At 57.0% G+C, this 22,980-nt stretch carries 19 protein-coding genes and 2 pseudogenes; 6 read left to right on the top strand and 15 right to left on the bottom strand.

Features of this window, described 5'->3' with window-relative positions:
• Positions 1 to 41: 41 nt before the first annotated feature.
• A complete protein-coding gene (locus ABNG04_RS14240; RefSeq protein ID WP_371163053.1) occupies positions 42 to 596 on the bottom strand; it encodes a DUF7344 domain-containing protein in 555 nt (184 codons plus the stop codon).
• A gap of 267 nt (positions 597 to 863) precedes the next feature.
• On the opposite strand from ABNG04_RS14240, the gene ABNG04_RS14245 reads away from it, so the two are divergent.
• The gene (locus ABNG04_RS14245; protein ID WP_371163054.1) at positions 864 to 1,247 is read left to right on the top strand and encodes a DUF8054 domain-containing protein; all 384 of its coding nucleotides are present in this window, start codon (positions 864 to 866) and stop codon (positions 1,245 to 1,247) included.
• Between the two features lie 1,056 nt (positions 1,248 to 2,303).
• Here ABNG04_RS14245 and ABNG04_RS14250 read toward each other — a convergent pair.
• The 6 genes from ABNG04_RS14250 to ABNG04_RS14275 all read right to left on the bottom strand — a co-directional run bounded on the left by ABNG04_RS14250 (position 2,304) and on the right by ABNG04_RS14275 (position 9,896).
• Positions 2,304 to 3,038, bottom strand: a complete 735-nt coding sequence (locus tag ABNG04_RS14250) for a prolipoprotein diacylglyceryl transferase (protein WP_371163055.1) — start codon at positions 3,036 to 3,038, stop codon at positions 2,304 to 2,306.
• Complete coding sequence (locus ABNG04_RS14255) at positions 3,031 to 4,011, bottom strand: signal peptidase I (RefSeq protein ID WP_371163056.1); 981 nt, start codon at positions 4,009 to 4,011, stop codon at positions 3,031 to 3,033. Before ABNG04_RS14255 ends, ABNG04_RS14250 begins: the two co-directional genes overlap by 8 nt.
• On the bottom strand, positions 4,008 to 5,264 hold the full coding sequence (locus ABNG04_RS14260; protein WP_371163057.1) for a hypothetical protein: 1,257 nt from the start codon (positions 5,262 to 5,264) through the stop codon (positions 4,008 to 4,010). Before ABNG04_RS14260 ends, ABNG04_RS14255 begins: the two co-directional genes overlap by 4 nt.
• A gap of 17 nt (positions 5,265 to 5,281) precedes the next feature.
• A complete protein-coding gene (locus ABNG04_RS14265; RefSeq protein WP_371163058.1) occupies positions 5,282 to 6,097 on the bottom strand; it encodes a hypothetical protein in 816 nt (271 codons plus the stop codon).
• A gap of 223 nt (positions 6,098 to 6,320) precedes the next feature.
• Positions 6,321 to 7,883, bottom strand: a complete 1,563-nt coding sequence (locus tag ABNG04_RS14270; RefSeq protein WP_371163059.1) for a SipW-dependent-type signal peptide-containing protein — start codon at positions 7,881 to 7,883, stop codon at positions 6,321 to 6,323.
• Positions 7,884 to 8,066: 183 nt separating this feature from the next.
• The gene (locus tag ABNG04_RS14275) at positions 8,067 to 9,896 is read right to left on the bottom strand and encodes a VWA domain-containing protein (RefSeq protein WP_371163060.1); all 1,830 of its coding nucleotides are present in this window, start codon (positions 9,894 to 9,896) and stop codon (positions 8,067 to 8,069) included.
• 332 nt (positions 9,897 to 10,228) lie between these two features.
• On the opposite strand from ABNG04_RS14275, the gene ABNG04_RS18070 reads away from it, so the two are divergent.
• Positions 10,229 to 10,780: a DUF7344 domain-containing protein gene (locus tag ABNG04_RS18070; protein WP_445972122.1), complete on the top strand. Its 552-nt coding sequence runs from the start codon at positions 10,229 to 10,231 to the stop codon at positions 10,778 to 10,780.
• A 101-nt stretch (positions 10,781 to 10,881) separates the two neighbouring features.
• Here ABNG04_RS18070 and ABNG04_RS14280 read toward each other — a convergent pair whose 3' ends face one another.
• On the bottom strand, positions 10,882 to 11,742 hold the full coding sequence (locus ABNG04_RS14280; protein ID WP_510963764.1) for a DUF8054 domain-containing protein: 861 nt from the start codon (positions 11,740 to 11,742) through the stop codon (positions 10,882 to 10,884).
• A gap of 66 nt (positions 11,743 to 11,808) precedes the next feature.
• Between ABNG04_RS14280 and ABNG04_RS14285 the strand changes: the two are divergent.
• Positions 11,809 to 11,940: pseudogene (locus ABNG04_RS14285) on the top strand (RNA-guided endonuclease TnpB family protein); the annotation flags it as partial.
• A 152-nt stretch (positions 11,941 to 12,092) separates the two neighbouring features.
• On the opposite strand, the pseudogene ABNG04_RS14290 reads toward ABNG04_RS14285, so the two are convergent.
• Positions 12,093 to 12,259 (bottom strand): annotated as a pseudogene (locus tag ABNG04_RS14290) (ISH3 family transposase); the annotation flags it as partial.
• On the bottom strand, positions 12,258 to 12,632 hold the full coding sequence (locus ABNG04_RS14295) for a hypothetical protein (RefSeq protein ID WP_371163062.1): 375 nt from the start codon (positions 12,630 to 12,632) through the stop codon (positions 12,258 to 12,260). The gene ABNG04_RS14295 and the pseudogene ABNG04_RS14290, both read right to left, overlap by 2 nt.
• A gap of 380 nt (positions 12,633 to 13,012) precedes the next feature.
• Between ABNG04_RS14295 and ABNG04_RS14300 the strand changes: the two genes are divergently transcribed.
• Positions 13,013 to 13,249 (top strand): hypothetical protein, encoded by a 237-nt coding sequence (locus tag ABNG04_RS14300; RefSeq protein WP_371163063.1) that lies wholly within the window; start codon positions 13,013 to 13,015, stop codon positions 13,247 to 13,249.
• Between the two features lie 168 nt (positions 13,250 to 13,417).
• On the opposite strand, the gene ABNG04_RS14305 is transcribed toward ABNG04_RS14300, so the two are convergent.
• Positions 13,418 to 14,239, bottom strand: a complete 822-nt coding sequence (locus ABNG04_RS14305; RefSeq protein ID WP_371163064.1) for a recombinase family protein — start codon at positions 14,237 to 14,239, stop codon at positions 13,418 to 13,420.
• Positions 14,240 to 14,507: 268 nt separating this feature from the next.
• Here ABNG04_RS14305 and ABNG04_RS14310 point away from each other — a divergent pair, with 268 nt between their 5' ends.
• The gene (locus tag ABNG04_RS14310) at positions 14,508 to 15,740 is read left to right on the top strand and encodes an AAA family ATPase (RefSeq protein ID WP_371163112.1); all 1,233 of its coding nucleotides are present in this window, start codon (positions 14,508 to 14,510) and stop codon (positions 15,738 to 15,740) included.
• Positions 15,740 to 17,500: a 5-methylcytosine restriction system specificity protein McrC gene (locus tag ABNG04_RS14315; RefSeq protein WP_371163065.1), complete on the top strand. Its 1,761-nt coding sequence runs from the start codon at positions 15,740 to 15,742 to the stop codon at positions 17,498 to 17,500. The genes ABNG04_RS14310 and ABNG04_RS14315 overlap by 1 nt, the downstream gene beginning before the upstream one ends.
• A 14-nt stretch (positions 17,501 to 17,514) precedes the next feature.
• Here ABNG04_RS14315 and ABNG04_RS14320 read toward each other — a convergent pair whose 3' ends face one another.
• The 4 genes from ABNG04_RS14320 to ABNG04_RS14335 all read right to left on the bottom strand — a co-directional run bounded on the left by ABNG04_RS14320 (position 17,515) and on the right by ABNG04_RS14335 (position 22,863).
• Entirely contained in the window at positions 17,515 to 18,660 is a 1,146-nt protein-coding gene (locus ABNG04_RS14320) for a hypothetical protein (protein WP_371163066.1), read from the bottom strand.
• 3 nt (positions 18,661 to 18,663) lie between these two features.
• Positions 18,664 to 19,731, bottom strand: coding sequence for a hypothetical protein (locus tag ABNG04_RS14325; RefSeq protein WP_371163067.1), 1,068 nt, complete (start codon positions 19,729 to 19,731; stop codon positions 18,664 to 18,666).
• 73 nt (positions 19,732 to 19,804) lie between these two features.
• Complete coding sequence (locus ABNG04_RS14330) at positions 19,805 to 20,188, bottom strand: DUF8076 family protein (protein ID WP_371163068.1); 384 nt, start codon at positions 20,186 to 20,188, stop codon at positions 19,805 to 19,807.
• A gap of 2 nt (positions 20,189 to 20,190) precedes the next feature.
• On the bottom strand, positions 20,191 to 22,863 hold the full coding sequence (locus tag ABNG04_RS14335) for a DUF1156 domain-containing protein (RefSeq protein WP_371163069.1): 2,673 nt from the start codon (positions 22,861 to 22,863) through the stop codon (positions 20,191 to 20,193).
• Between the last annotated feature and the right edge of the window lie 117 nt (positions 22,864 to 22,980).

Raw genomic sequence — 22,980 nt, forward strand, 5'->3', positions numbered from 1 at the left:
CCAGTGTCAGCGCGGCTGGGTCCGCGGGAGAGAGAGGGTTGTCATCCAAGTCGGTTTCGCTTCGTTGACGTCCGGTGGACGAGCCCGGACGCGCCGAACAGGAGCGCGAAGAGCGCCGCGTACACGTATCCGGAGACCACGGCGAAGGGGGCGGTGCCGGCCCATCCTGCCACCGCCACCAGCCCGCACACGACCGCGAGTCCGGCGTAGTACTCGCTCCAGAGGATCTCATTTTCCGAGACGATCTCCAGGTACACTTCTAGCTCCCGGCTCTCCTCGGTGAGTGACACCACCCCTCGATCAGACTCGTAGTCGATGAACCCGCTCGCCGCCAACTTCGGCAGGTGCGACTGGTGGAGTGCGGTGTAGACGCGCTTGCGCTGCTTGTACGTCACTGCCGAGATCTCGATGTCGTTTTCCCAAGCGGCCAGCTGCTCGGCGATGTCGCGAACGCGTGACTCGGTGCCGTTCATCTTCAGATACTTGATCACGTTGCGACGACGCCGATTGCTCAGCGCGGTGAAGACCTCGTCGCGTGAGGGGCGCTCACCGTTGGTGTCCGACGACGCCGCTTGCTTGGTGAGTTGTGGTATCATAGGTCATGTATGCCGAATGAGAGTACGATTACCCGGGGAGGATATATCACTTCGCATTGTAATCTCCAGGGTCGGTCCCAGAAGATTTGCCCGAACAGAAGTGTACACACTTGCCGTACTTCGGGCGTTATTTGTATCTTCGACACAGTTCAGCGCGGTGACGCAGCGATATTTGTCCGGGCACTGTAACAAATTTGTGGCCCGGAGGGTCCGCATTGGATGCGGTAGGCGGCCCATACATAGGTCGGTGCGGACCGTCCGAGGGGTATGAACGCGTCACGAGAAACGGTCGTGGGCCGCCTCCGAAAACCCGCGCGCGCCGCCGTCGGTTGCCTCCGACAGCCGGAGTACGTCGGCGCGAACCAGTGTCTCCCCTGTACGGTCGTCAACGTCGTCATCGCCACGATCGGGGGCGGCGCGGTGGCCGCTGTCGGCGCGGTCGGGTCTCGGTCAGTCGCCAGACCCGTCTGGCTCCGCGGGCAGGGCGTGAATGTAGTGGCTCCAAGCTGGTCGGGAGAGGGTCTCCGGAGTCGTCGCGCACAGTTCTGCGCGGGCTGTGCTCCCCCCGGAGCGAAACTCACCGTGCTGCTTCTCCTTGCCCTGTTAGTGTTGCTCGTGGCTCTTACCATAGAAAACCTGTCGACGGTGTGAGATTGTTATGTTTGAGACACCAAACCCATCTGACATTCTCCTCCGCGTTCACTCGGAGGAATCCCGAGCGGTGGGAGTTTCAGGTTTACAGTCTAATCACCGGACTGTCACACCTTTCGGGCACGGATAGTCCCACAGCGTCGATGTGGCGGACTGCTGGCGGTGCCAAGCCGCCGGTACCCCTATCCTCGACCGTGTACGGCTTCCCAGTGTTATTTTTGCCACGGGGACGCTGACAGGCATCAGCAGAGTTGGGGGTATCGTAGTGCGAGCTTTGAGCAGTCGGCACAGACACACCCTTCAGGAATGTGGCGTTCACCGACTGCTTTTTTCGATACTACCTCGTTACGTGGGCGGACAGGCCGCCTCCGAAGGACGGTTCGGAATCCGCTCCGTTCCGACCAATTCCTACCTTCATATACAGTGGCCTGTCAATTAAACCTCGGTATGTGAAACTCGGTACAGATGTTCGGCTAGTGGATTGCTTCCCACCATGTCGGCTTCATGACCCGCCTAAAGATGGGTGTATTCGCCTTCTAGTCTGTATAATAGTGAACCCCCCTCGACATGGTAAAAACAGTAAAACGCCTGTAGCGTGGTTTCACCACCCTGTGTAACAGAAGCTGTGAATCACACCGTGGCGGGACTGAGTCTACCGGAATCCTGCGGTTCCCAAGATGTACGACGGATATCTATCGGAAATCACGATTAATGAGGCCTCATAAACCGATTGGGCTACCGGTTGGCTATGCTACATAGATATTCTGCGTTAACCATTTCACTCTGATCGAGTTGGAAGATAATCCTGTACGAAGCCGCACTGTGTATTCAACACAGCTCAAAGAATATCTCACCGGTTGGGAATCTTGACAGAGCCGAGTCGGTGGAGGATCGAACCCTTCAGCACATCAGTCCACTTTTGACTTGACTAGAGCCCCTCGAGCTTTCCCCGAAATGCCTCGCTACCGCTGTAACTGATGATCACGATAGCGTTCTGCCCCGGCGCACCAGGGGCCATCCCGGGGAGATCAGGTAACTGCCGCCTCCCACAAGAGGTCACTGGTCTGTTGAGTCCGCTCCATCCGAAGGGTCGTTGATATCGTCCGAACCAGACCCGATGTTGGCCCCGTCAGAGTCGGAACCAGTGTCATTATCAGCCGCCTCCCCGTCGGAGGTATCAGCCGCCTCCCCGTCGGAGGTATCAGCCGCCTTGGAATCGTCACCCGCGTCAGAGGAAGGCGGGTTATGCGAGTCACTGTCCGACAGCTGGTTCGCTTCCGTGCCGGAGTGGGTGTCGTTCGATTCCTCGGACGGAGTCGAATTTTGGTCGGACGGACTGGTTTGCCCGTCGTCAGTCAGCGACTCATCGGTAGTGGAACCGGATAGAGTCGCAGACGTGTTGGTGCTGTTCGTGCTTTCGCCTGGGGCAGGGAGATCAGAGACCTGCTCGTCACCTGTGGCGTTTCTATTCGCCCCATCGTCGTTTCTGTCCGGTGGTCCACTACCCAACGATTCGTTACTGTCGGGTGCCGGAGGATCGGCCATGCCATTCGTTGTGGTTGTGACTGGCCCATTCTCAGAGACTTTTTCAATACTTGTGACTTCGTCTATTGAGGCGTTAACCGATTCGGTCATATTGTCACCAAGCACGACCGGATCGGGAGCCGGAACGTCGGCGCTGAACCCGAGTGAAACTGACTCCTTGTCGGACAGCATTGCGACCGACACTCCGGCTGAAATCGACGCAAACACGACGACTAGTGCGCAGATGACCGCAAACGTCTTATTCATCATTCACCTCCGCTTCCCCGCTGCCGTCTGCTAGGGTGGGAGCCGAGGCAGGGGCTGCGGTCGTCGGTTCAGGCTCCGGTTCCAGTTTCGAGCGCGCTGCGCGGGCTGTCTGCCACGTGGTGAGAGTCACCCACCCGGTGAACAGGAGCCCGAGGAGTCCCGCAGTAAACGCCCCAACCGAAATCGGGGTTGGGGCCGCAGTCAGCGAGAACTCTTGATAGATGTTCCACCCAGCGTATGTAAGTAACGCACTCATCGCTAGCAACGTCAGCTTCAGGTCGACCGCGGCGATAGTGACGGTGTTGTCCGATTCCGGTTCCGAACTAGTGTCGGCGACGGCTGGGAATTCCCAGTCGTCAGCCTCGTCAACATCCGTAGCGTCTGGATCGTCCAACACACTTGGAGCGTCTGCGTCTTCATCAAGCGATACCGACGCCAGCTCTTTGTCGTGCTTGCCTGTTTTATTGGTGCGCTCGTCTGGTTCTTTCCGGGCCCACACGAGGAGTTCGTTCAGGCCAAGTAACACCAGCGGACTGATGACCAGCAAGACGTACCCTACGGGTGTGTTCGCCCACAGGATTATATGACCGATAAGCGGGAGTGTGAGGACGACCTGTCCGATGATCGCCTCAGGGGCGACCGTGCCTGTGTCGGCCTCCTCGTTTGCGTCGCCCTTTGTTTCGTATCTGCTATCAACTTCGCCGACGACACGATGTGTAGTCGGGACGCTGTCGCCAGGACTTCTGTAGGTGATCACGTCGCCGTTTTGAACTGGACCAGAGGAGTCGACGATCACCACGTCGCCAGGTGACAGCACTGGCTCCATACTTCCGGAGAGAACAACATAGCTCTCATCGGCACCGATAATTTGCGGGACGGCGAAGACCGCAAAGGGCGAGATCGCCGCGACGAGAACAATCGTCACGAGCAATGTGCTAGTGACTCGCATCGACGGCCGCGGCAACTGAGTCATTGGTCACCTCCTGATGGGGCCGTGGGCGAACCGCTGCGGCCGCGCATGTCAGGATCATCTGGTTTGCCTGAAGATTTCGACTTGCCAGGATTTCCAGAGTTGTCACCACGGTCTTTTGAGCCTCGACCGTTGCCGTTGCTCCCCGGCGTAAGAGACGGATCGCTGCACCCCGAACAGTCCGCCTCTGGATCGTTCGTACAGATACAGACCAGAATATGACTGATTGCTGTGCCGTCAGGTGCGTACACTATTCCGTCGGCATCACTGCCGGTGAGTCCTACGGTGTCCGTACGAGCACTATCGCCACGGTTGTAGGATTTGGCCCCCGGCCCACCTTTCAGCCAGACTGTACAGAGCTCTGGGACAGCCCCATTGCGGTCTGGCCGGTTTTTGAGTCGAAATCCAACCCCGACGGTTTCGGCGCTATCGTCTTTGTCGACGGTCTGGTACACGTCGAGTTCGTACTCAGAGTTGCCCTCAGTGAACGCGTAGATGCCGGGTTCGATCTGGCTATTACCGATCCCAGGCTGACTTCCATTTTCAAGTTCTAGCTTTCCAAGTGTCTGGCAGCACGTACAGTCCTCGGCAGGCAGACAGGGGCCAGTGTCGATACCGGCGAAGGGATTCGTCGGGGTGGTGTGCCGACACTGTGTGGCCGACGCCCATAGCGGGAGGTCGACAGTCTCCGAGCCGATGTAGTCGACAAGTTCGTACTCCGCGAGCAGACACACTCGGTCGGTTAGGCAGTCAACCCCTCTGGTAGTGGGATCGCCATCGATTTGTCGACCGCCACGGAGTGCTGTAGCGACTTCTCTGAGGGAGCCACTCGCGATTGGATCGAGCCGCGCGCCGGTCTCACAGTCAGCGTACGATAGATCCAATTGAAGCGCTTCTCCCAGATCAGTTGCCGCCGGAGCGGGGCAGTCAGTTGCGAGCCACAGCGCCGCGGGGTTGTTCACTGCCTGACCGCGTTGCGGGAGCGAGAAAGTGAACAGCGCCCGGCCGGACATCCCGTTGGCACCGAGTGTCTCAATCGGGATCCGGACGCGTGGCCCGTCGGCGATACCGTAGCGCTCGGCGGTGTCGGCACCCGGACCAGCCAATATTTCGTATTCGATCGTCAGGTCAACAGTGCCTGCGGTAAGCGCCGCTTCGAACTTCTCGTCGTCTCCCAACACCGCAGTAGTCCCGGATCCAGAGGCGGTCCAGACGAAGCCGCTGACCCCACCGGTAGCGGCGAGTGCTGCCAGCACACGGCGACGACTGACCGTCATTCGGAGCCTCCAACACGGAACGGGCTGTCGCCGCTGCAGGGCCCCCCCGCGAAAGCGAATTTGAATCTGAGGGCATCACCTTGGGAACGATTGCTGACATTGGTGGGGAGCTCCCACCGGAGTGCGACGCATCGGAGTGAGCCCGGATCAAGGCACTGGATTGCGAGCGCACCATCAGGGCTGCCGATGTCGGTGGTTGGCGCGAACGCATCGGTAAACGACGACCGCGCCACCAGTGGTGACTCTAGTGATTCCTCGAAGTTTTTCACCCCATTACACCCACGGAGCGGTGAGCCGTCAAGCCAGATGTCGACGACGGCGTCGTCACTAAGCTCGCCGCGATTTGATGTGTTGTCGTCGTCTGTCCGCTCCGGCTCGTTGATTCCGTTTTCGTCCGTGTTAGTGATCGATCCGGCAACCCAGATGTCAAGCGACTCTGACGGCTCAGTCTCCACGACCTCCAGCCCGACCACGAGCGTGCCAGTGTCTCCTGGGAGGACGTTTCCTATAGAGACAACCGGTCCTGAGATATCGGTCACGAAGGACGCCTCTTCGACGTATCTAGGTGACTGACCAGGGTCGAGTACCGCATCGGTATTCGTTTCGTTCCCGTCGCCGGTGGTACTCCCGACGAGCGCGCCGTTATACGTCTCGTACCACGCGACGCGGAGACGTTGATCGTCGGTGTCAGCATTTGGTGCGGCGTAGGTGTATGCGGAAAACCGTGGCGACGGTTGGCTAAGTGAAACTCCACCAACTGCGAGAGCCCCAGCACCGATTCCGCCTAATAGTTGTCGACGTGTGAATGGCATATGTTTGGTTTCCCGGATACGCCGGGTCGGTCTACAGAATTTGTATTCTTGTACCCAGTACAGCGGAGCAGGTCATATGTATGGACCCATTGCCGGTCCGGTATGGCCATAATACCGTTGAGTTGGCCGGTAGTACGACCGGCCGCGGGATCGAGATCCCTGCGGTCGTTGGGGCCATTGTTGCTTCTGGCCTTGAACCGACGTAGCACCAGCCGCCGCTCGTTCATCCGACCACCGACCGTGTCACGGCCCCGGTCCGTCCGGTTGTCTCCCCACGGTAAGTGAGTGTCAGTACCACTCGTTGTCCGTTCATTTCGACTCCACCGCCGTTCGAGTCGCGGAACGAGAACAGCGTTACTTGTGCGGTTTCATCCGGCGTGAGTGACGGTTCGCGGTCCGCACTGTCGGAGTAGCCGTCGCTCCCGAGGGTGACCGTTTCCGGCAAGTCGATTCCACCTGGAACATCGGTGTAGCCAGGTGTCGTCGAATCAATGTAAACCTCATAGCCCGCCGGAATGGTTGTGTTGTTGACGTTGTCGCTCAGCGCGACAATCGCAGAATCGGCAGGCGTGACCGTCAGATCGGTCACCACCACCGACTCACTCAGGTTGTTACGGATGTCGAACACCAGCCCATACGGACCGGGGTTTGCTGATTCATTCGCTCGGGCGTTCAAGACCGAGAGGTCCGGCCGAGAGCCGCCACCGGTGTTATGTCGAGCCTGTTCAGCGTAGACACCGACATCAAACACCACTGAATCGTCTTGTATCTCGTTTGACTGGCCATCTGGAAGCGTGAATGCCAGCCCAAGGTATCGCGTCGTTGAGTTCGCAAACGGTTCGCGAGCTGGGTCGGCTCCTAGTGCGGAGGAACCGTCGACAACCTCGTTGTAGCCTGTTGATGGATCGCCATCAAGAGGAATCCCGTTACCGGTCGAGACGAGATTCAGAAACTCTCGAAGCGTGGGGTTCGCCGTAGGATCCTCGTTCCCGCTCAAAAACACCTGTTCATTCTGGTCACGGGTCGCATTGCCCGTGGACTCGTACCAAGCGGTCACGCGGAGCGCGTCAAGCAGTTCGACAGTCGGCTCCGCGTCGTCGCCCGCTTTGCGTGTTCCGTCTCGGTTTTGATCTTCATCCGGGTCGCCCGCCTCAGGCTCCGTAATTTTCCCCTCATCGGCATGACCAAGCGCGCCAGTCAGCCAAAGATACCCTGGATTGTCGAACAGATGAAGGCTAATATCCAGTGTGATTTGATCTCCGGGTTTTAGATCTCCGAATGTCTCTGGGTCAAGTACTACCGAAGCGGGGTCGGGCTCAACCGGCCGATCAACAAACTGCTCGCGAAACCGTGTCTCGACGGCTGTGCGCTGAGTATCTGAGAGTGAGTCAAGACCGCTACTGAATCCTGCTCGGAGAGCGATTTCCTCGCGTGTGAAGATTGGATCCCGAATGCTATCACTCCCTTCGATGAAACTCCCGCTGTTGAGGATATCATCGCTCTCCAACAGACGTGTGGGATCTTCGGGGTCGTTAATGAACTCATCAGGCGAAGCATCAACGTAGACGGGGCCGTCAGGGCCGTCGTATGTAACCTGCCAATCAACCTGAAGGTCAAACTCACCGGCGGTGACAGAGTTACCAGCAAACTGTTCGGTGTCGTTGAGGTACGCTGTCGTCCCGAAACCAGCACCCCCCGCGGCGACGCCAGTCATTCCGAGACCAGCGAGCACAGACCGGCGACTGAGGGTGAATGGTTGGTCGTTGGTGTGAGTGTCGCGTGTCATTGTAGTACTCGTTGAAGCAAACCCCCGGCAGCGGTCTCGAACCGCTGTGTCAGCCCGCGGCCGGTCCGCGTCTGATCCGGGTCTCGACCCAACCGCCGCTCGTGTGGACGGACGGCTGCGTCGCCGCGCCCCATGGCGCGACCGTGCGGTGGAGATGAGCCGATGGGAAACGATGTTACCCGATCAGCTCTCCAATTCCGCCGTGGCGTCTTCGTCCTCGGGGATCATCCCGACGCCGGTGTTGTGCCGGGACTGCTCGGCGTAGAACCCGATGTCAAAGCCGGCCATATCGCCCTGGATCTGGTTCGCGTGGTTAACCGGGAGCCACCACTGGAAACCAACGCAGTGGGTGACGCCCGCGCCCGTGAACGGGTCGCGGTTCGGGTCGTCCTCGGGGTCGGCCAGCTCGTCGAAGGTCGTCGTGCGGTCGCCGTCCAGCGGCACGCCGCGGCCCTCGTTGTCAGAGAGCGCCGAAAGCGCCGTCCGGAGGCTACCGTTGAAGAAAACCTCCTCTTGGACGACGACCTCAGCGGCGATGTCGTCGGCCACCTGGGCAAAGTTGCTGACGGGAATCTCGTTGTAGAAGCCCGAGCTCGCGATCTCGTCCTCGAGGTAGTCGCTCAGGTCGCGCCCACCGCCGAGTTCCGTGGTACCGGGTGAGATGTTGAGCACCGCGATCCGGGAGCCGTCGGCACCGGCCTTGACGGCGTCGGCGACCAGAGCGGTTTCGTCCTGCTCGCCTTCCGTGACCGTCGAGCTCGTGGAGTCGTTGTTGTCGTAGCCGGAACTGCTGTCGTCGGCAGAGAAGCCTGGACCACGCGGTGCGGAGTACGAGGAACCGCCCACGCTGGCGCTGTAGCTGGGGTCCGAGACGCTCTCGCCGTAGTTCGGGCCGCCGTCGGTGACGACCACCACGACGGGGAGGGCGTCCGGCCGACCTTGGTCGTCAAGCACCTGATCCGCGATGTCGATCGCTCCGGGCATTGGGGTGTTACCGCCGTAGCTGAGACCTGAGAGGCTGAAGCTGTCGGGTGCGCCAAGGCTCGAAAGCCCCGTCACGCTACCGCCGCCGAAGCTGACCGCGCCGACCTGTGCGGAGCCGTCTGTCGGGAGGGCGTCCACGAAAGCTGCGACGCCGTCCTCGAGATCGGTCTGCTCCTGCCCTGTGATCGAGCCGGAGGTGTCGATTGCGAGCATAATGTCGACCTCACCACGCCGCTCGACCTGGTTGTCACAGTCCGGGTCGTACCAGATCCGGACCTGCATCTCGTCGAGGAGTTCAACGACGCCATCGATCTCGTCGGGGTCGTTGCGCTCAGGCTCGGTGAGGATCCCCTCGCCTGTGAACTCGTCGTTCAGCATACCGTTCATCCAGACGTAGCCGGGGTTGTCACACAGGTGGAACGAGAAGGTGACTTCACCGAAGTCGCCGGGCTTGACATCGTCTAGGTTGATCAGCGGATCGCCGGGGGCCGTCACGTCGTTGCTCGTCCGGTTGGGTGAGTAGAGACCCTCCTCACGCTCCTGGGCGTCCGCGTTGCCGACGTCTGTCAGGCCGGCCTCGCCGTTACAGACCTGCGAGTCGTCGAACTCATCTTGGATGCCGTCGTTGTCGCTGTCCGGGAGCGCCTCGATTGAGGTGGCGTCCCAGAAGGCGTCCTTGTTCTCCTGGAAGGTACCGTCGCCCAGGAACCGGACCGCCACCGCGCGAGCGTCTGGGTTGTCGACCGCGGGGAGGATGTACTGATTGTCGTCGAGGATGTCGATCTCGTCCTCAGGAACGAGCTCAACGAGGTCTCGGCCGTCCGAGCCGTCATAGTAGTGTTCCTCCCAGTCCACAAGCATGTCCAGCGTGCCCGCAGTCAGTTCATTCCCTTCGAAGTCCTCCTGATCGCTGAAGAACGCAGAAGTGCCGACACCTGCTCCTGCGGAAGCGATGCCGACAGCTCCGAGGCCAGCGAGCACACGGCGGCGGGAAAGGTCGTACAGTTTCGGGTTGTTGTCGTCTGTCATTGGTCTGGGTTCCCATCGGGCGACGACCCACCGCAGGCCGCCAGTCCAATTGGGCTACCTCACACCAGACTGGATTCGGTATTAGTCATGCGTTGATTGAAGGTCTTAGGCCCTAAAACGCTTTTTTGAAGTGTTTCGTTACCGCTAAAGAGGGGCTCAGCACTAATCACCTACCAGTGTTCAGGCTGGCCATACCGGTCTGGTCCGTAAGTCATACTGGTTGAGCAGGAACTGTATACCGCTGCGAGGACTTCGGTATGGCGAGCGTGCCACTCTGAGAGCAAACGGTAAGTAATACATACATATGCGCTGATGATACGTGGTTGCTGCTAATGTTTCAACGGACTGTCCTTCCAGAGGTAGAAGTGTATCAAGTCCTGAGCAATTCTCGGCGGCGCGAGGCGCTCACTGAGTTGTGGGGTCAAACAGAACCGATGTCGCTACGTGAACTCTCCGAGACAATCGCCGCGGCTGAAGCCGGATACCACCCTGCGCCGCGACCACTTCGAAAGAGTGTCACTAACACACTCCACCAGACCCACCTCCCGAAGATGCACGAACTCGGCCTCGTTGAGTACGATTCTGACCGGAAGGTTGTGTCAGCGTGTCCGGAAGCAAGGCAGGTCAGGCGATATATGGATGTTACTACAGGCCTAGGTGTGACTTGGGGAGAGTACTATCGAGCGTTGGGTATTCTAGGACTCTTTTTTACGGTCACAGCACACGCTTTACCGCCGGAAATCGGCGGAATCAGCCCCTTAGTTCCGGCGACGCTCTTTTTATGTCTATTTGCTCTCTCAACGATTTACCAGTTGTTTGCCGCACGGCTCCGTATATCGGGACGTGGCGAACACCTCCGTGCCCGGCTGTTCAAAAATAACTGACCATGCCGCAGCGCCGACTGCTGGCACATAGTAATCGAGGACTCTATTGATATCATCCCCGCAGTAAAACGCGAGACTTTCTCCTTGACTCCGCGTACAAACTATTCAGCGGTCTCGACCGCGTGTGCGTTCATTTCGAAGAGCCGGGCGTTACACTCAGTACAGGTCGCAGCGACCACTTCATACTCGCGGCAGCAGGAACTTACCAGCTCAGTGCCGAGTTGTATCGTACCCCCACACGTTGGACAGAAATCGAGGCACGCCCGGATCGCTGAGAGCGTCTGTCCGCGGGCAGCCTCTGGAACCAACGCCCACTCATCGGTCCATGTTGAGAGCTCTTGATAGGCAGCGAGGTCGGCGACGAACGCTGCTCGTGACTCCCACCGCCCGCGTATCGACTTATCCACCAAAACCCGCCACGACCCATCCTCACCGACGAACGACACGCGATCGGGGTTGACATCAAGCAGGTCTGCTGCGGCTGCCGTCATCCCTGTAGTGATGTCGATTTCAAGTGCTGTAGCGCCAAGTTGACGTTTAAATTCGGGCGTAAGGGCAACGTCATCACCCATATCCTCGATAACTCCGTTACGCTCAAGGAACGTGACCGTGTCGAATGCCACGTCTGTAGAGGGTACAGGAGCGTCAGCCTTCCCAAATAATGTAAGTATGTACTCGGGTAGGTACCGCTTCGTGAGTTCAGGAGTTTCAGGAACAAGGTAGCCACGCAAATAGATGGCGGCGATCGAGACCATTGCGACGGCAATTCCTAGAGGGAGGGAAACAAACCCTGTCGCACCCGCCACTCCGGCCGCGATGATGAGGTTTACGACTGTACAAGGTATACATCTGTTTTTGCCGGTGTACTCTGGACGGCGAATGGTAGCTAACGGTTCGGTGTTGCGTCGTCGTATCATTCCTGTTCGCTGAACGCGACAAATACAATTATGTATGTGGCACATACCCCGCGCTCAAGGATACATTACATATATACATCCTATTCTAATCAATTACCCTAGTTGAATCAAGGAGAGAGTCGTTCCAGAGAACACTCGAACGACGATGACTCGGCTGAGGATGGGGCGCGTTTGACCGCGCCACAAGACAGCCACGCCGATGCTGAAGTCCAGCAAGCGACGCTTGGAACGTATACGTCTTGAAACCGTAGGGTCAAGCTGACGCTCGGCCTGAAATCCCGTGGTGGGATTCCCGCGTCTTCAGGCGCGGGAGGAGGTCAAGAGGCTTGTCCATGTCTTCAACCTCCAACCCGTCTGGGTGGGCCTTGACATCCTCCGTATGGAGCTTTCTCATCGATTTTCCGTAACAACAAGCTCACCACGATATACAGCAGCCGTACGGCCGGATTTGCGTTGAGGTCGTCGCAATACTTTGTTTGGAGAGTCGATAACTCGTCTTGATACCGAAGCGTTTCGCGTAGTAGTATCGAGCGTCTCATGGTGAGTCGATAAACGGCCCGTCAGTCCTCGTCACCGGCAGAGCGTTCGGCCTTCAGCTGTCGAACCTCTCGTTCTACGTCAAGATCGTCCAGATCGTCGAGCCGGACGGTCAGTGTCTTGTCGTCGCCAGCGTTCGTGTTCCGCCCATCGTTGTCGGTCGTGTCGACCTCGTTGGAGGTAGTCGGTTCGCCGCCGCTAGCTCCCTTTCTCGAAAGCCGGGCGTCGACCCGACGGACGAGCACATACGTCGTGGCCGCAGTTCCAGCGGCCACGGCCCCGTAGGCGGCCAACAACGCCTCAGCACCGAAGCGGGCCTCCAACACTGGCCCTGCGAGCCACGCAAATACACAGACACCGACGAGAAACGCCGTGGCGACGGAAACGGCTCTACTCATGTGGTACACTTCGGTGTCACCGAACAAAGCCCTTCGCTCGCCGAGTGCCGGTTCGTGGGCCTATCAGCACGCAGTCGAGAGGTTTCACCGTTGATCGCCCGTGTCTATTGTTCGAGGATTAGAATGTCATCCTGAGTACTATACCCTCTGACGATTTCTAACCAACAGACCGGTCGATAAAGGCCCATCACAGAGACATTCGTACTCTCAGATGTTAACCAACAGAGGTAGACAATGGCAGTTTTGTTGGTTAATCGGCCCGGTTAAAGTTCACAGGCGATGATAGGTTTTCGGTTTGTGTTAAATGTAGAAACTTCGTCTCACAGGGTATTCTGAGAATGGCAAGTAATCTATATAATACCCATTCTCGTAGTTAGCTCATGGTAGTGGATGTGCTCAGGACAGTAGAGGAGCTGTTAGGAGAGGTTCAAGAAGATATAGACAACCCGGACGCAAGTTACAAACTTAGGACTGCGAGACAACTTCTCAGTGTACTTGAACAGCGTAACGAAGACCTGAGTGTGGCAGTCAGCGAAGCAGTCTCCGACGATGAGCTGCTCGATCGGCTCCGTGAGTTAGATTATATACAGCCATCAGTTGACGACGTCGCTGGATAGGATTGTTACGTGCTCACACTGTTGGCGGACCCACCTAGTTGATGGATAGTACACGGCCGATTCGCCCTGTATTCACCAAATCGCTGAGGACAGAGCACCGGTTGAGGATTTTAACAGAGCCAATTCGACACGTACGCACGACTCGGGATTGAGGAGGTGGAATGTGTGTCAGTGGGGGTCAATATCGGTGACATCCTCCAGCCGTTCGACGCGTTCACGCAGCTCTTCGAGCTTGGGATCTTCGGTCCGCACATCCTCCAGCGGGCGGACGTCGGTGAGTGCGTCGTCGACGCGCTCGTCTTCGGCCTCGCCGCTGAGGTAGAGGTCGCGCCGATCTTGATGGAGGCTCCGGAGCGTCGACTCAGCGATGCCGGTGTCGTTGGCGACCGTCGCGAAAGCTTCGCCGCGGTCGACGCTGGCGACTGCCTCGCGGACATGTAGGAACTCGGCCGGATCAACGCGGAGGTAGCCGTCCTCAACGACGAACCCTGCTGGCGGCCTCCCGGTCCACTTTCCGGCGGACTGTGCGGCGCGGACGCCCGATCGTATCCGCTGGAGTTTTTGCTGGTGTTCTATCTGGGCGAGGTCGCCCATCAACCGAGCGACCATGCTGTATATCGTCTGCTGGAGTTCGCCGTCGTCGACGTGAATATTCAGGCCAACATCGAGGGCCTCGACGCCAGTGTCATGTTCCAAGCAGTGTTGAATGAACTCATGAATCTCAGTCGGACCGAGCCGAGAAAGTCGGCTGATTTCGTGAACGACCACGAGGTCGAACTGTCCCGTCTCGACATCATCGAGGAGTCGGTTGTACACCTCGCGAGTGTCTGTGTCGGCGGCACCAGAGACGATTTCGGGATACTCTTCGACATCTTTGATACCGAGACTGTCCAGATGTTCGTGAGCTTCGTCGAGTTGCCGAGAGACATCCTGGTCCGATGTCGAAACCCGGGCGTAGATTGCTGCGTCTGGGGGTCCGTTTTCGCTCACGTTTTCGAGGACGCGCTACTGTATTAAACAAGTGGGGGTTACTGCGGTTCCGTGTATACCACTACCTTTTGATTCGATTCATCACTGTGGTCTTCAAACGTAGAATTAGACAAGCCGGCCCCACCGCTTAGTGTTCATAATCAACGTGGATGCTACAGGCTGATCGGCTCACTCCGGATACTAGAAGACATTCTAGAGAGTTTGAGCCGAGGAGAAACCCAAGAAAATGAGATGGATTTTATATATGCTGGACCACACCTATCTGAAAATGGGTAATTCGTCGGACGAACCGTACACGCTGGAAGATGCTAAGGATGAGATAGGTATTCTTCGGCGTGTTGAGGACGATGTCGTCGAAAGAATCGAGAACGCTGCGAGCGAGGAAGTCCTCCAATACCTCATTGAAGAGCAAGAACTCGATATAGCCCACGATGGTAAACGAGGACTTGGAAAGGTCCGGCAGGCAGTTCTGGAGTCGCGCCTCGCTTCGGATCGACTGAAGCGCCTTGTGAGTCTCCGTGGAGACGAGACTCCCGGAGACATCCTTGTCCCTGAGGATGTCATGCGGAACGCCAAGGTCGCGCTCGAAGCTGGGAAACCTGTTGTACTCTACGGACCGACAGGAACCGGAAAGACGACGTTTGCGAAACAATTGGCACGAGAAACGGGCATTGGATACTCTCTCCATACTGCGACGCCCTCGTGGACGCCGTCGGACATTATCGGCGGGATTAGCCCTGACTATAGGGGTGAATCGCTCAGCTATCGGACCAAACTCGGCTGTGTCTCCGAGGGAGTTCAGCGTGCTCGAAGGTTCGATGTCGAATACGGGGTTATCCTAGACGAGATCACGCGTGCCGACATCTCGAAGATATTCGGGCCGCTCTATACCGCGATCGAGAACCCGCACCAGACGATCTTCGAGACAGATGAAGGGGAAACCATCGAACTCGACAAGCGGGTGAACATCATCTGTACGATGAACATGTCGGACCGGACGGTGAACGAACTCGACAACGCGATCACTCGCCGGTTCGCCATGATCGAACTGGACGAGTACGAGGAGGACAAACGGCGGCAGCTGTTCAAAGACTGGCTCGACACGCACGTCACCGGACAGACCGATATCGATGACGCAGAACTGCTCCGTCTCTTCGAGCGGGACTACGAGGGAATCAACCACGGCAACGAGTCCACAGCACAGGGCGCGATCATGCGGTTCGGTCCGATGCACTACCGTGATGCCGCCGTCTTCGTCGGCGTCGCCTGTCGAGACGGAGGGGAGTACGAGTACGATCAGACCGACTCCGTCGGGCAAGCATTCCGAACCTACATCGTACCCCGGCTGTTGAACTCCGCGGCATTCCCACAGGTGGAGCGTATCGCAGAACACTACCGGGCACTGAACGATGAATTCGAGGAGTTCGACCTCTCTCCGGCGGCTGAGCTTGCGGAGCGCGAACTCGAACAGGAGCGTCGCCAGATGGGTTCCTACGAGTAATGAGTAGTATCGATGAAGTCTATCAGTACGGGCGGGATACGTTCGATGTCCCCGAACGGGGGGAGATCCGGATAGAGGGGTGTCCGTCGTCCATCACTGATCAGCTTCGTCGCGCGTCTTTCACGCAGGAGAGCCCCGGTGTGTTCACGAAGCGCCAGGATGCTCTCGATTCCGAGCAGCAGTACGACGTCATCACGGTGACCGTAGAGGGCGATGGCGGTGATGTCATCCACGTCTCCGCGACCGATATCGTCGGGGCTGTCAGTCTCACTCCGTCGTCGAAGGTGACGATCTCCCCAAAAATCGACTGGGGACCGATCTTCGACATGCTCCTTACAGTGTACGACCAGAACCGATCGATCGACTACCACGGGATCCCGCTTCAGGACTTCCTCTCCGACGACATCGAACTCGACGACGTGCTGGTCGTGATGGCGATCAACTACTTGGAAGGATTGGAGACGATCCAGCGCAACGGGTACATCCGGGACCTGATCCTCCGCCGGACCAACAGTCTGGAAGGGCGTGGAGAGATCGACGTCGAACAGACCCTCCTGAATCACGCCCGGGGAACCATCGAACCGAACTGGATCCGGAACGAAACGGAGTACAACAACGCGGCGAACTCGCTGCTCCACTATGCGGGCAAAACCCTACTCCGACTGTTCCGACAGAACGCCTCGGAGTACGAGCATCCCGGGTACGACCGCATCTTCTCGGAAGTACACCGAGAAGTCGAACGACTGGAGGGAATGGGCGTTGACAGCGGGCTGGGCCGTATCGACGAATATCGACGCATCACCCTCGGTGATCTACCGAAGCAACGTCAGTACTACCGGAAGGCGTTCGACGTCGCAAAAGCGGTGTTGTCGTCGTCGCTCGGCCAGCAACTCAAGGACGGCCCACGAGAACTGGTCGTGGACTACGTGCTGAACATGGAGTCGCTGTTCGAACAGTACTCCCAGGTAGTCATCGAGCGCAAGCTCAACTACATCAAATCGTACGACCACTTCGATTCGGTCGCCAACGTCACACCCGCGCGGTCGCCGTCGGTCAATCCGTTCGAGGGAGAGAACCAGATCTACCACGAGCCCGACCACGCGCTACAGGAGGGTGAGAAGACGATCGCCGTCCTCGACTCCAAGTACTACGCTGAGGGACACGATCCAGTCAAGGAGTCGCCGTCACGGTCGCGGCTGTTCAGCTACGCCTATCTCCTTCACGCCGACAGACTCGCGTTCCTGTGTCCATTGCTCGAACCGCGACGCCGACGCGTGACACAGACGGGGGCAGAACTGGAGATCGTCTCCCCCACGGGCGACTTCTCGCTAGAGAAGTACGACGAGGTCGTCCACGAGTATCTCCACAGTGTTCTCCAAGAGATCCATCCCGAGCTTGAGCCCTTCCGCGCCATCGCGGAGAACGAGCTCTGTCTGGATGGTGTGGACGAGAGCGACCTGAGCGAAGCCGCAGACGTGAACGGGCCATTCGCCTTCCAAGACCTTCGAGACTTCTCGCTCAAGCTCGTGAAGGCTGCCGCAGACGAGTACTCGTACAACGTGCGGAACCGATACCATCTGGAGCAGGACGGGGACTGGACGCGGGACCAGATCGAGACTCGGTGTGAAAGGCGTAACGAGTACACGTGGACCTGTCTTCCGGTATTCTACGAGGAGGGTGGCCGAGACTGGATTGATCTATACTTCCTCAAGCGCGATACCGGGGAAGTCGAGAAAGAAGGGCCGTTGAAGCTTCTGTAGTGATTTACCCACGCTTACCCGAAGTCTCCTAATGAACTCTGGTCTTCATCAAATTCATCGATAACTTTCCTCATGGCCTTGATCTCGATCTTCCGGTCAATCGCTTTTGTTTGGTACTTCTCTTGTAGATTCTTCAGTACGGTTTCGACGGAACGGCCTCGTACTCGGTAGCGATAGAACGTATCACCCGCTGTTAGTTCGGTTTCTTCTTGATCGATGGTCGTAATCAGATTATCCGACTCTAGTCGCTCCATCAGGCCATCGTAAATCCGTGTACCAATCTCGTTTGCGTTGTAATGGGGGAGATGCCGCTGAGATGTTAGGATGTTGTGTAACTCTGTGTTGGTGAATTCTCTCAGCGGACCTTCGTTTCTAATTCGCTTCTTTAGAAGCTGTGAGAGCGCCGCTTCCATAATGTGGAAAGTGTGCGAAGACGGGAAGAACGATGGTGTCGCCTGCCTCTGCTTTGTGATTTCGATTCCTGGGTTCAGAACCTGAGTGAGTTCACTGTCGTGCGTAGCCTCGGAACGAGTTCGGTTGTCAAAACTGGTGAAGAGATCAATCCGTTCACCCTCCTTCAGGTAGTGCCATCTCCACACGTAGACCTGTTCCTGGGCGTCACCGTTCTGCTCCTCGTGCTCAATTCGTTGCGCTAATTGTTCGTCAAGGTAGCCGGGAACACAAATTGCTGTTTCGAGCTGCTCAATCTGCATCCCGATGTTCTCTGAAAGTTCATCGCGGTATTCCCGGACCGCGTCAGCTGCGTCATATATTTGGGTTAGAGCGTTCCCCGGTGAAGAGAGACTGGTCTTACATTCGACTATGAGCGCGAGGTTCCGGTCAGGATTACAGAAGATAGCATCAGCATTCGGCTCGTTATACTCAGACAGTGGTTCTGCACCACGAAACGTCCAGCCTGTCTGTTGTTGAATGGGACCATTCGGGAGAAACGCCGAGATTGTAGACGTAAGGAGATTATCGTGTTTTCGAGCGTTTCGAATCCCTGCCTCAACCTCCTTTCTCGCGTTCTCAAATACCTCGTCATCACTCTGGAGTTCATCTTCGTACTCTGCTTTTCGTTTCTTGTAAGAGGGAACGCGGTCGATGATGATCGCGTATTGCTCGCGGACCTCTTCATCGTCCAACTCATCGACCGTCATGCGCTATGCTGGTGCTAGTTCGGCGCTCTCATCGACGCTGTCTTGGATGAACTCATAAAACCGGTAGAAGGTACCGAGGTCGCTTTCATCCTGTGGGAAGATTCTGATTTGGTCCTCGTTCGCTTTGATCCGGAACGTGCTGTTTTTGACTTGGTCGATAACCTCGGTGGTGAAATACAGCGATCCCTCCTCGGAGTACGACCCAACAAGCACGTAGTCCCGATCCCGCATGCTATTCTTCAATCCGTCAAGCTCGTGGTATCGGATCCGGTTATTCAGAGAGATTGCCGCTGGTTCGGAGGTGGGGACTTCGAGCTGGGGAGAAGCTGTAATCATCTCGAAGTCGGTGCGCTCGTACGCCTGCTTCACCTTGAGCGCTTCTTCGATACAGGTTTCAATGTGCTTGAAGAGGCGTTTCAGGCTACCACTCTTGAGTTTGAATACCCCCTCGTGATTGATCCGGAAGCAAAGATCTCCGGGGACGTTGAATTCCATAATACGTGGGAGCACCCCGTAGTGTTCTTCCATCTCACGAAGACTCTCAAGTCCATCTCTGCCGTAGTAATTGATTGTGCGCCACGCCTCCGGCCGGAATCGAGCGCTTGTATCAGTGCGTTCTGTCCGCTTGGCTACGAACTCGGTGATCTCAGTAGCGGGATCCTCTGAAACAATCTTCTCCCGGATGTCTTGGAGGAGGCTCGGACTAATGTACAGGTAGTGAACACCAGGCTTGTTTTCTAGGAATGGCTCGATAGTGTTCTCTACCTCCTCCGTCTTCCGCATGTCCGTGTAGAACAGAATGACGTTATGTTCAACGTCGTAAGAGAAGTAGAATTCCGCGGGCCGATCACCGCCGTAGTCACAGCGGATCTTTTGAATACCTCCGTAGTTCTCAACGATCTCGTAGCCGTCGTTTCTAAGCAGGTCGAGAAAATCTTCTCGGGAGTATTCAGTCAGACCGGCAATAACGTAGAGATCGTTTTCGATGAGGGTGTCGTAATGCTCCGCTAGGTAGTGGTTGAAGCTCACCCGGTCGGGGAACTTCTGCGGTTCGACTTCAAAGACACCCATTTGTTTCAACTCTAACCTGAAGCATCTAATCAGTACCGGTAAAGAACAGTTTTGGGTTAAGACAGACTGCCGACTAGAACGGTGCGACGAGCCAGTCTCCTTCTTTTTTCCGTTCGAGTTGCGGGCCGAAAACCTGTTGTAGTGAGTGAAGCGCGTCGTTGTACCGTAGATCGTAGGTCTTCCCGCTTCGGTGGAACGATCCTTCGACGACGAACTGAACGGTTGGGCTTTGATACTCCAAGTCGTTCGCTCGTCGATCCATTGCACGAGCGAGTTCGTCTGCCAGGTCGCTGTCCTCGAACGCGTCACTCAGTCCGACGACGCTGACCATGTCTGGCACGTCGTCGTCTTCGAGACGCTTGATGAACTCCTCGACCGGCATCTGGTGGTCGAACACGTCGTACTCCCCTTCGACGATGATGTTGTATCGTCCGGGGATTTGGCCTGGTCCTGCCATGGTTAGTAGCTCGTAATGTCTCGATCCCCGAGCACGCGCGTGTACGTGTCGTCGCCGGTTACGTCGGCGAGTCGGCCGGCGAGTTCACGCAGGTCGTCATCCACGTCCCACTTCTCGACATAGTTCTGGACCGCCTGCCCCTTCTCGTAGCGGTAGCGGAGGAACTGGAGCTTGTCGAGGTTCGAGAGGTGGTCGCCGCCGTCGCCGTTGACGCGCTCCTGGATGTACGCTTGGCGCTTCTCGTTGTCCCAAGTGCCGAGCTCGAAGCCGTCGTCCTGGTTGTACAGGCGCATCTCCTTGAGCTCCTCCGGCGTGGCGTTCGTCCCGCGGCAGAGCTTGTTGACGTCGTCGTAGGAGACGTTCGACGTGTCAAGGAGGTCGATGAATACGTCCTCAACACCGATATCGCTGGCCTCCTGGATGATGCCGTAGATCTTCTGGACGACCTCCTTCGCGGACATAATCTCTCCGTCGCGCTGCACCTTCCCGTGGTGCTTGGAGTACTCGCGGAAACACGCCCCCATCTCCATTACACCGATATCACCGCGAGACAGCTCGCGGTTCTCTTCGAGCTGCTGGCGGGTACGACGGGCCGTGCGGTAGATGTCGCGTCGGAGGGAGTTCCACGAGGCGGGCTCCGTGTCGTCAAGGGGACGGGCGACGACGACGATGTCGAAGGATACAGCTTCGCCGGAGATGAATTTGTTAATGTCTGCACTAATTGGGTACGTTGCTGTCACCTCGAAGCCGACATTACAGAGCGATTCGAGGAGTTCGCCCCATGACTCGGAATCACTGTGGTGATATGTGAAAGCAAGCGTGCCATCCTCTTTGAGTGCCCGCTTGATGACTGAGAATGCCTGCCCGAGTTCAGACTCGAAGTCTTCGGCGGTCTTGTTTAAGTATGGATTCGTGACGATGGACTCTGCACGCGGCGTTTTATTCTGGTCGAATCCAGGGTATTTGTCTTCAAGGAGAATCTTCTGCCAGACGTAGAAGTAGTCAGCGACCTCCGAATAGATGATATTATCGTAGTAGGGAGGGTCGGTGATGACAGCGTCAAATTCATTTTCGTAATCGAGATTTCGCATATCCCCTCGGTGAAGTCTAAAATCGTCACCAAAGGTGTGTGCAAATGGCTCTGATTCGGTCGTTTCCCCATCCTGAATCGTCCTTTCAGTTGGGTTGTTAGCGTATTCTACGCCCTTCAAGACCATATCCCAGGAGGATAGAAAACTCCCTCTACCGAACTTAGTACCCCAGACATTATTCTCAGCAGGATACATAGCTGGGGCAAACGAATTGTTGCGGAAGATGTGATCCATCCCATTCCGACCGGCGTCATAGGAACAAAACGTACTATTAGTTCGGAGGGCGTCCGTAACCGCCGTTAAAAGAAATTCGCTAGCGTTGTCATTGTCGATATCGTCAATGGCTGAGAGTAGCTTGGCAAGAGAAAGGAGTTGGCGGTCATTCTGGAATTCAGTCCATTTCGTATATCCGTGCTGGAAAAGATCGTTTCCACTTACCGATGAAGCCGCGGTAATCGCCCCTTCAGGAATATCCTCGTTAGGGACATAATCATGGAGGTGTTCGTTGTCTTTCCACTCCTCCTTGGCCTCCTCAAAGAGTTCTTGATCGGCTATTTCTGCCTGCTTGTATCCTTTGTAAGCACTCTTCTTCTCGCCTGCATCATCGCAGTGTCCACAATAATACTCGACCGCGTAGAGCCGGAGGTCTGGCTTGCCCTGTTCCTCAATAGCATCTACAATCCCGTACTTCTGTCCGCAATCAGGACAGTTGTACTTCCCTCCCCGCGAAACGTTCCCTTCCTTCGGGACGAACCCGTGTCCACAGTCGTTACAAACAGATTCTGACTGCCAGTCATCCACCAGCGTCACAGCACCACAGTCAGGGCATAAAACGTTGTACTTATCGTCGTTTTCGTAGCGCCCTTTCGCCACGCGATAGTCCTTGAACAGTGGAACCGTGTGCCCACAGGAGACGCAGTCCAACTCCTTCACCCAGAAGTTGTACATCACGTCGGCTTCGTGGTCACCGTTCGGACAGGGCGTCTTGTAGTACTGCGTAATCTCGTCGGCGACGTCCTCCTTCACCTGTTCAAAGGCTTCTTCGAGCTCTTCGACGTCGGTCTGGCCGGCTTCGAGTTCCTTCTTCGTGACGAACCACGCGACCGGATTCAGGTCGTTACCAACAACCTCTGCGCCGAAGCGCGACGCCTCGACGAGCGACGTGCCGCCACCCATGAACGGGTCGAGAATCTTCTTGTCTTCGACGCGGACGTCCTTCGGATAGAGCTCCCAAAGGCTCTCCGGGTCGGTCATGTCCACGCGTTCGAGCAGCGATGCGATATCAAGGTCGGACTCACCGTTGGCGTCGTCGCCGTAGGACGCCAGCGTACTTCCCTCGTGGCCAGGCTCGAACACCGAGATCTTCTCCGGATCGTCCAGCAGGGTGTAGAGCGAAATAGCGCGGAAGACGCAGCCCAGGCGTCGCGCCCACCACTTGTGCATCGTGTAGACAGGGCGGTAGTACATCTTCGCCCGGCCCTCCTTCTCGGCAATCTCGTTTATACGCTCGATGGGGAACCCGCGTTCGATGGGGAGTTCCGTCCGCTCCTGCCGGCCCTGTGAAGATCCAGATTGCTCAGACATTATTCAGTATATAGAAGCGATTATGCAGGAACCCCATAAGTGTGCGTTCTCTGTCGCGGTGGCTCATCGAGATTAATACACCAGGTTGTACTACAAATGAGGACGAATCCCGTAGCG

The sequence above is a fragment of the Halorubrum miltondacostae genome, from assembly GCF_041379815.1.
Classification (GTDB): domain Archaea; phylum Halobacteriota; class Halobacteria; order Halobacteriales; family Haloferacaceae; genus Halorubrum; species Halorubrum miltondacostae.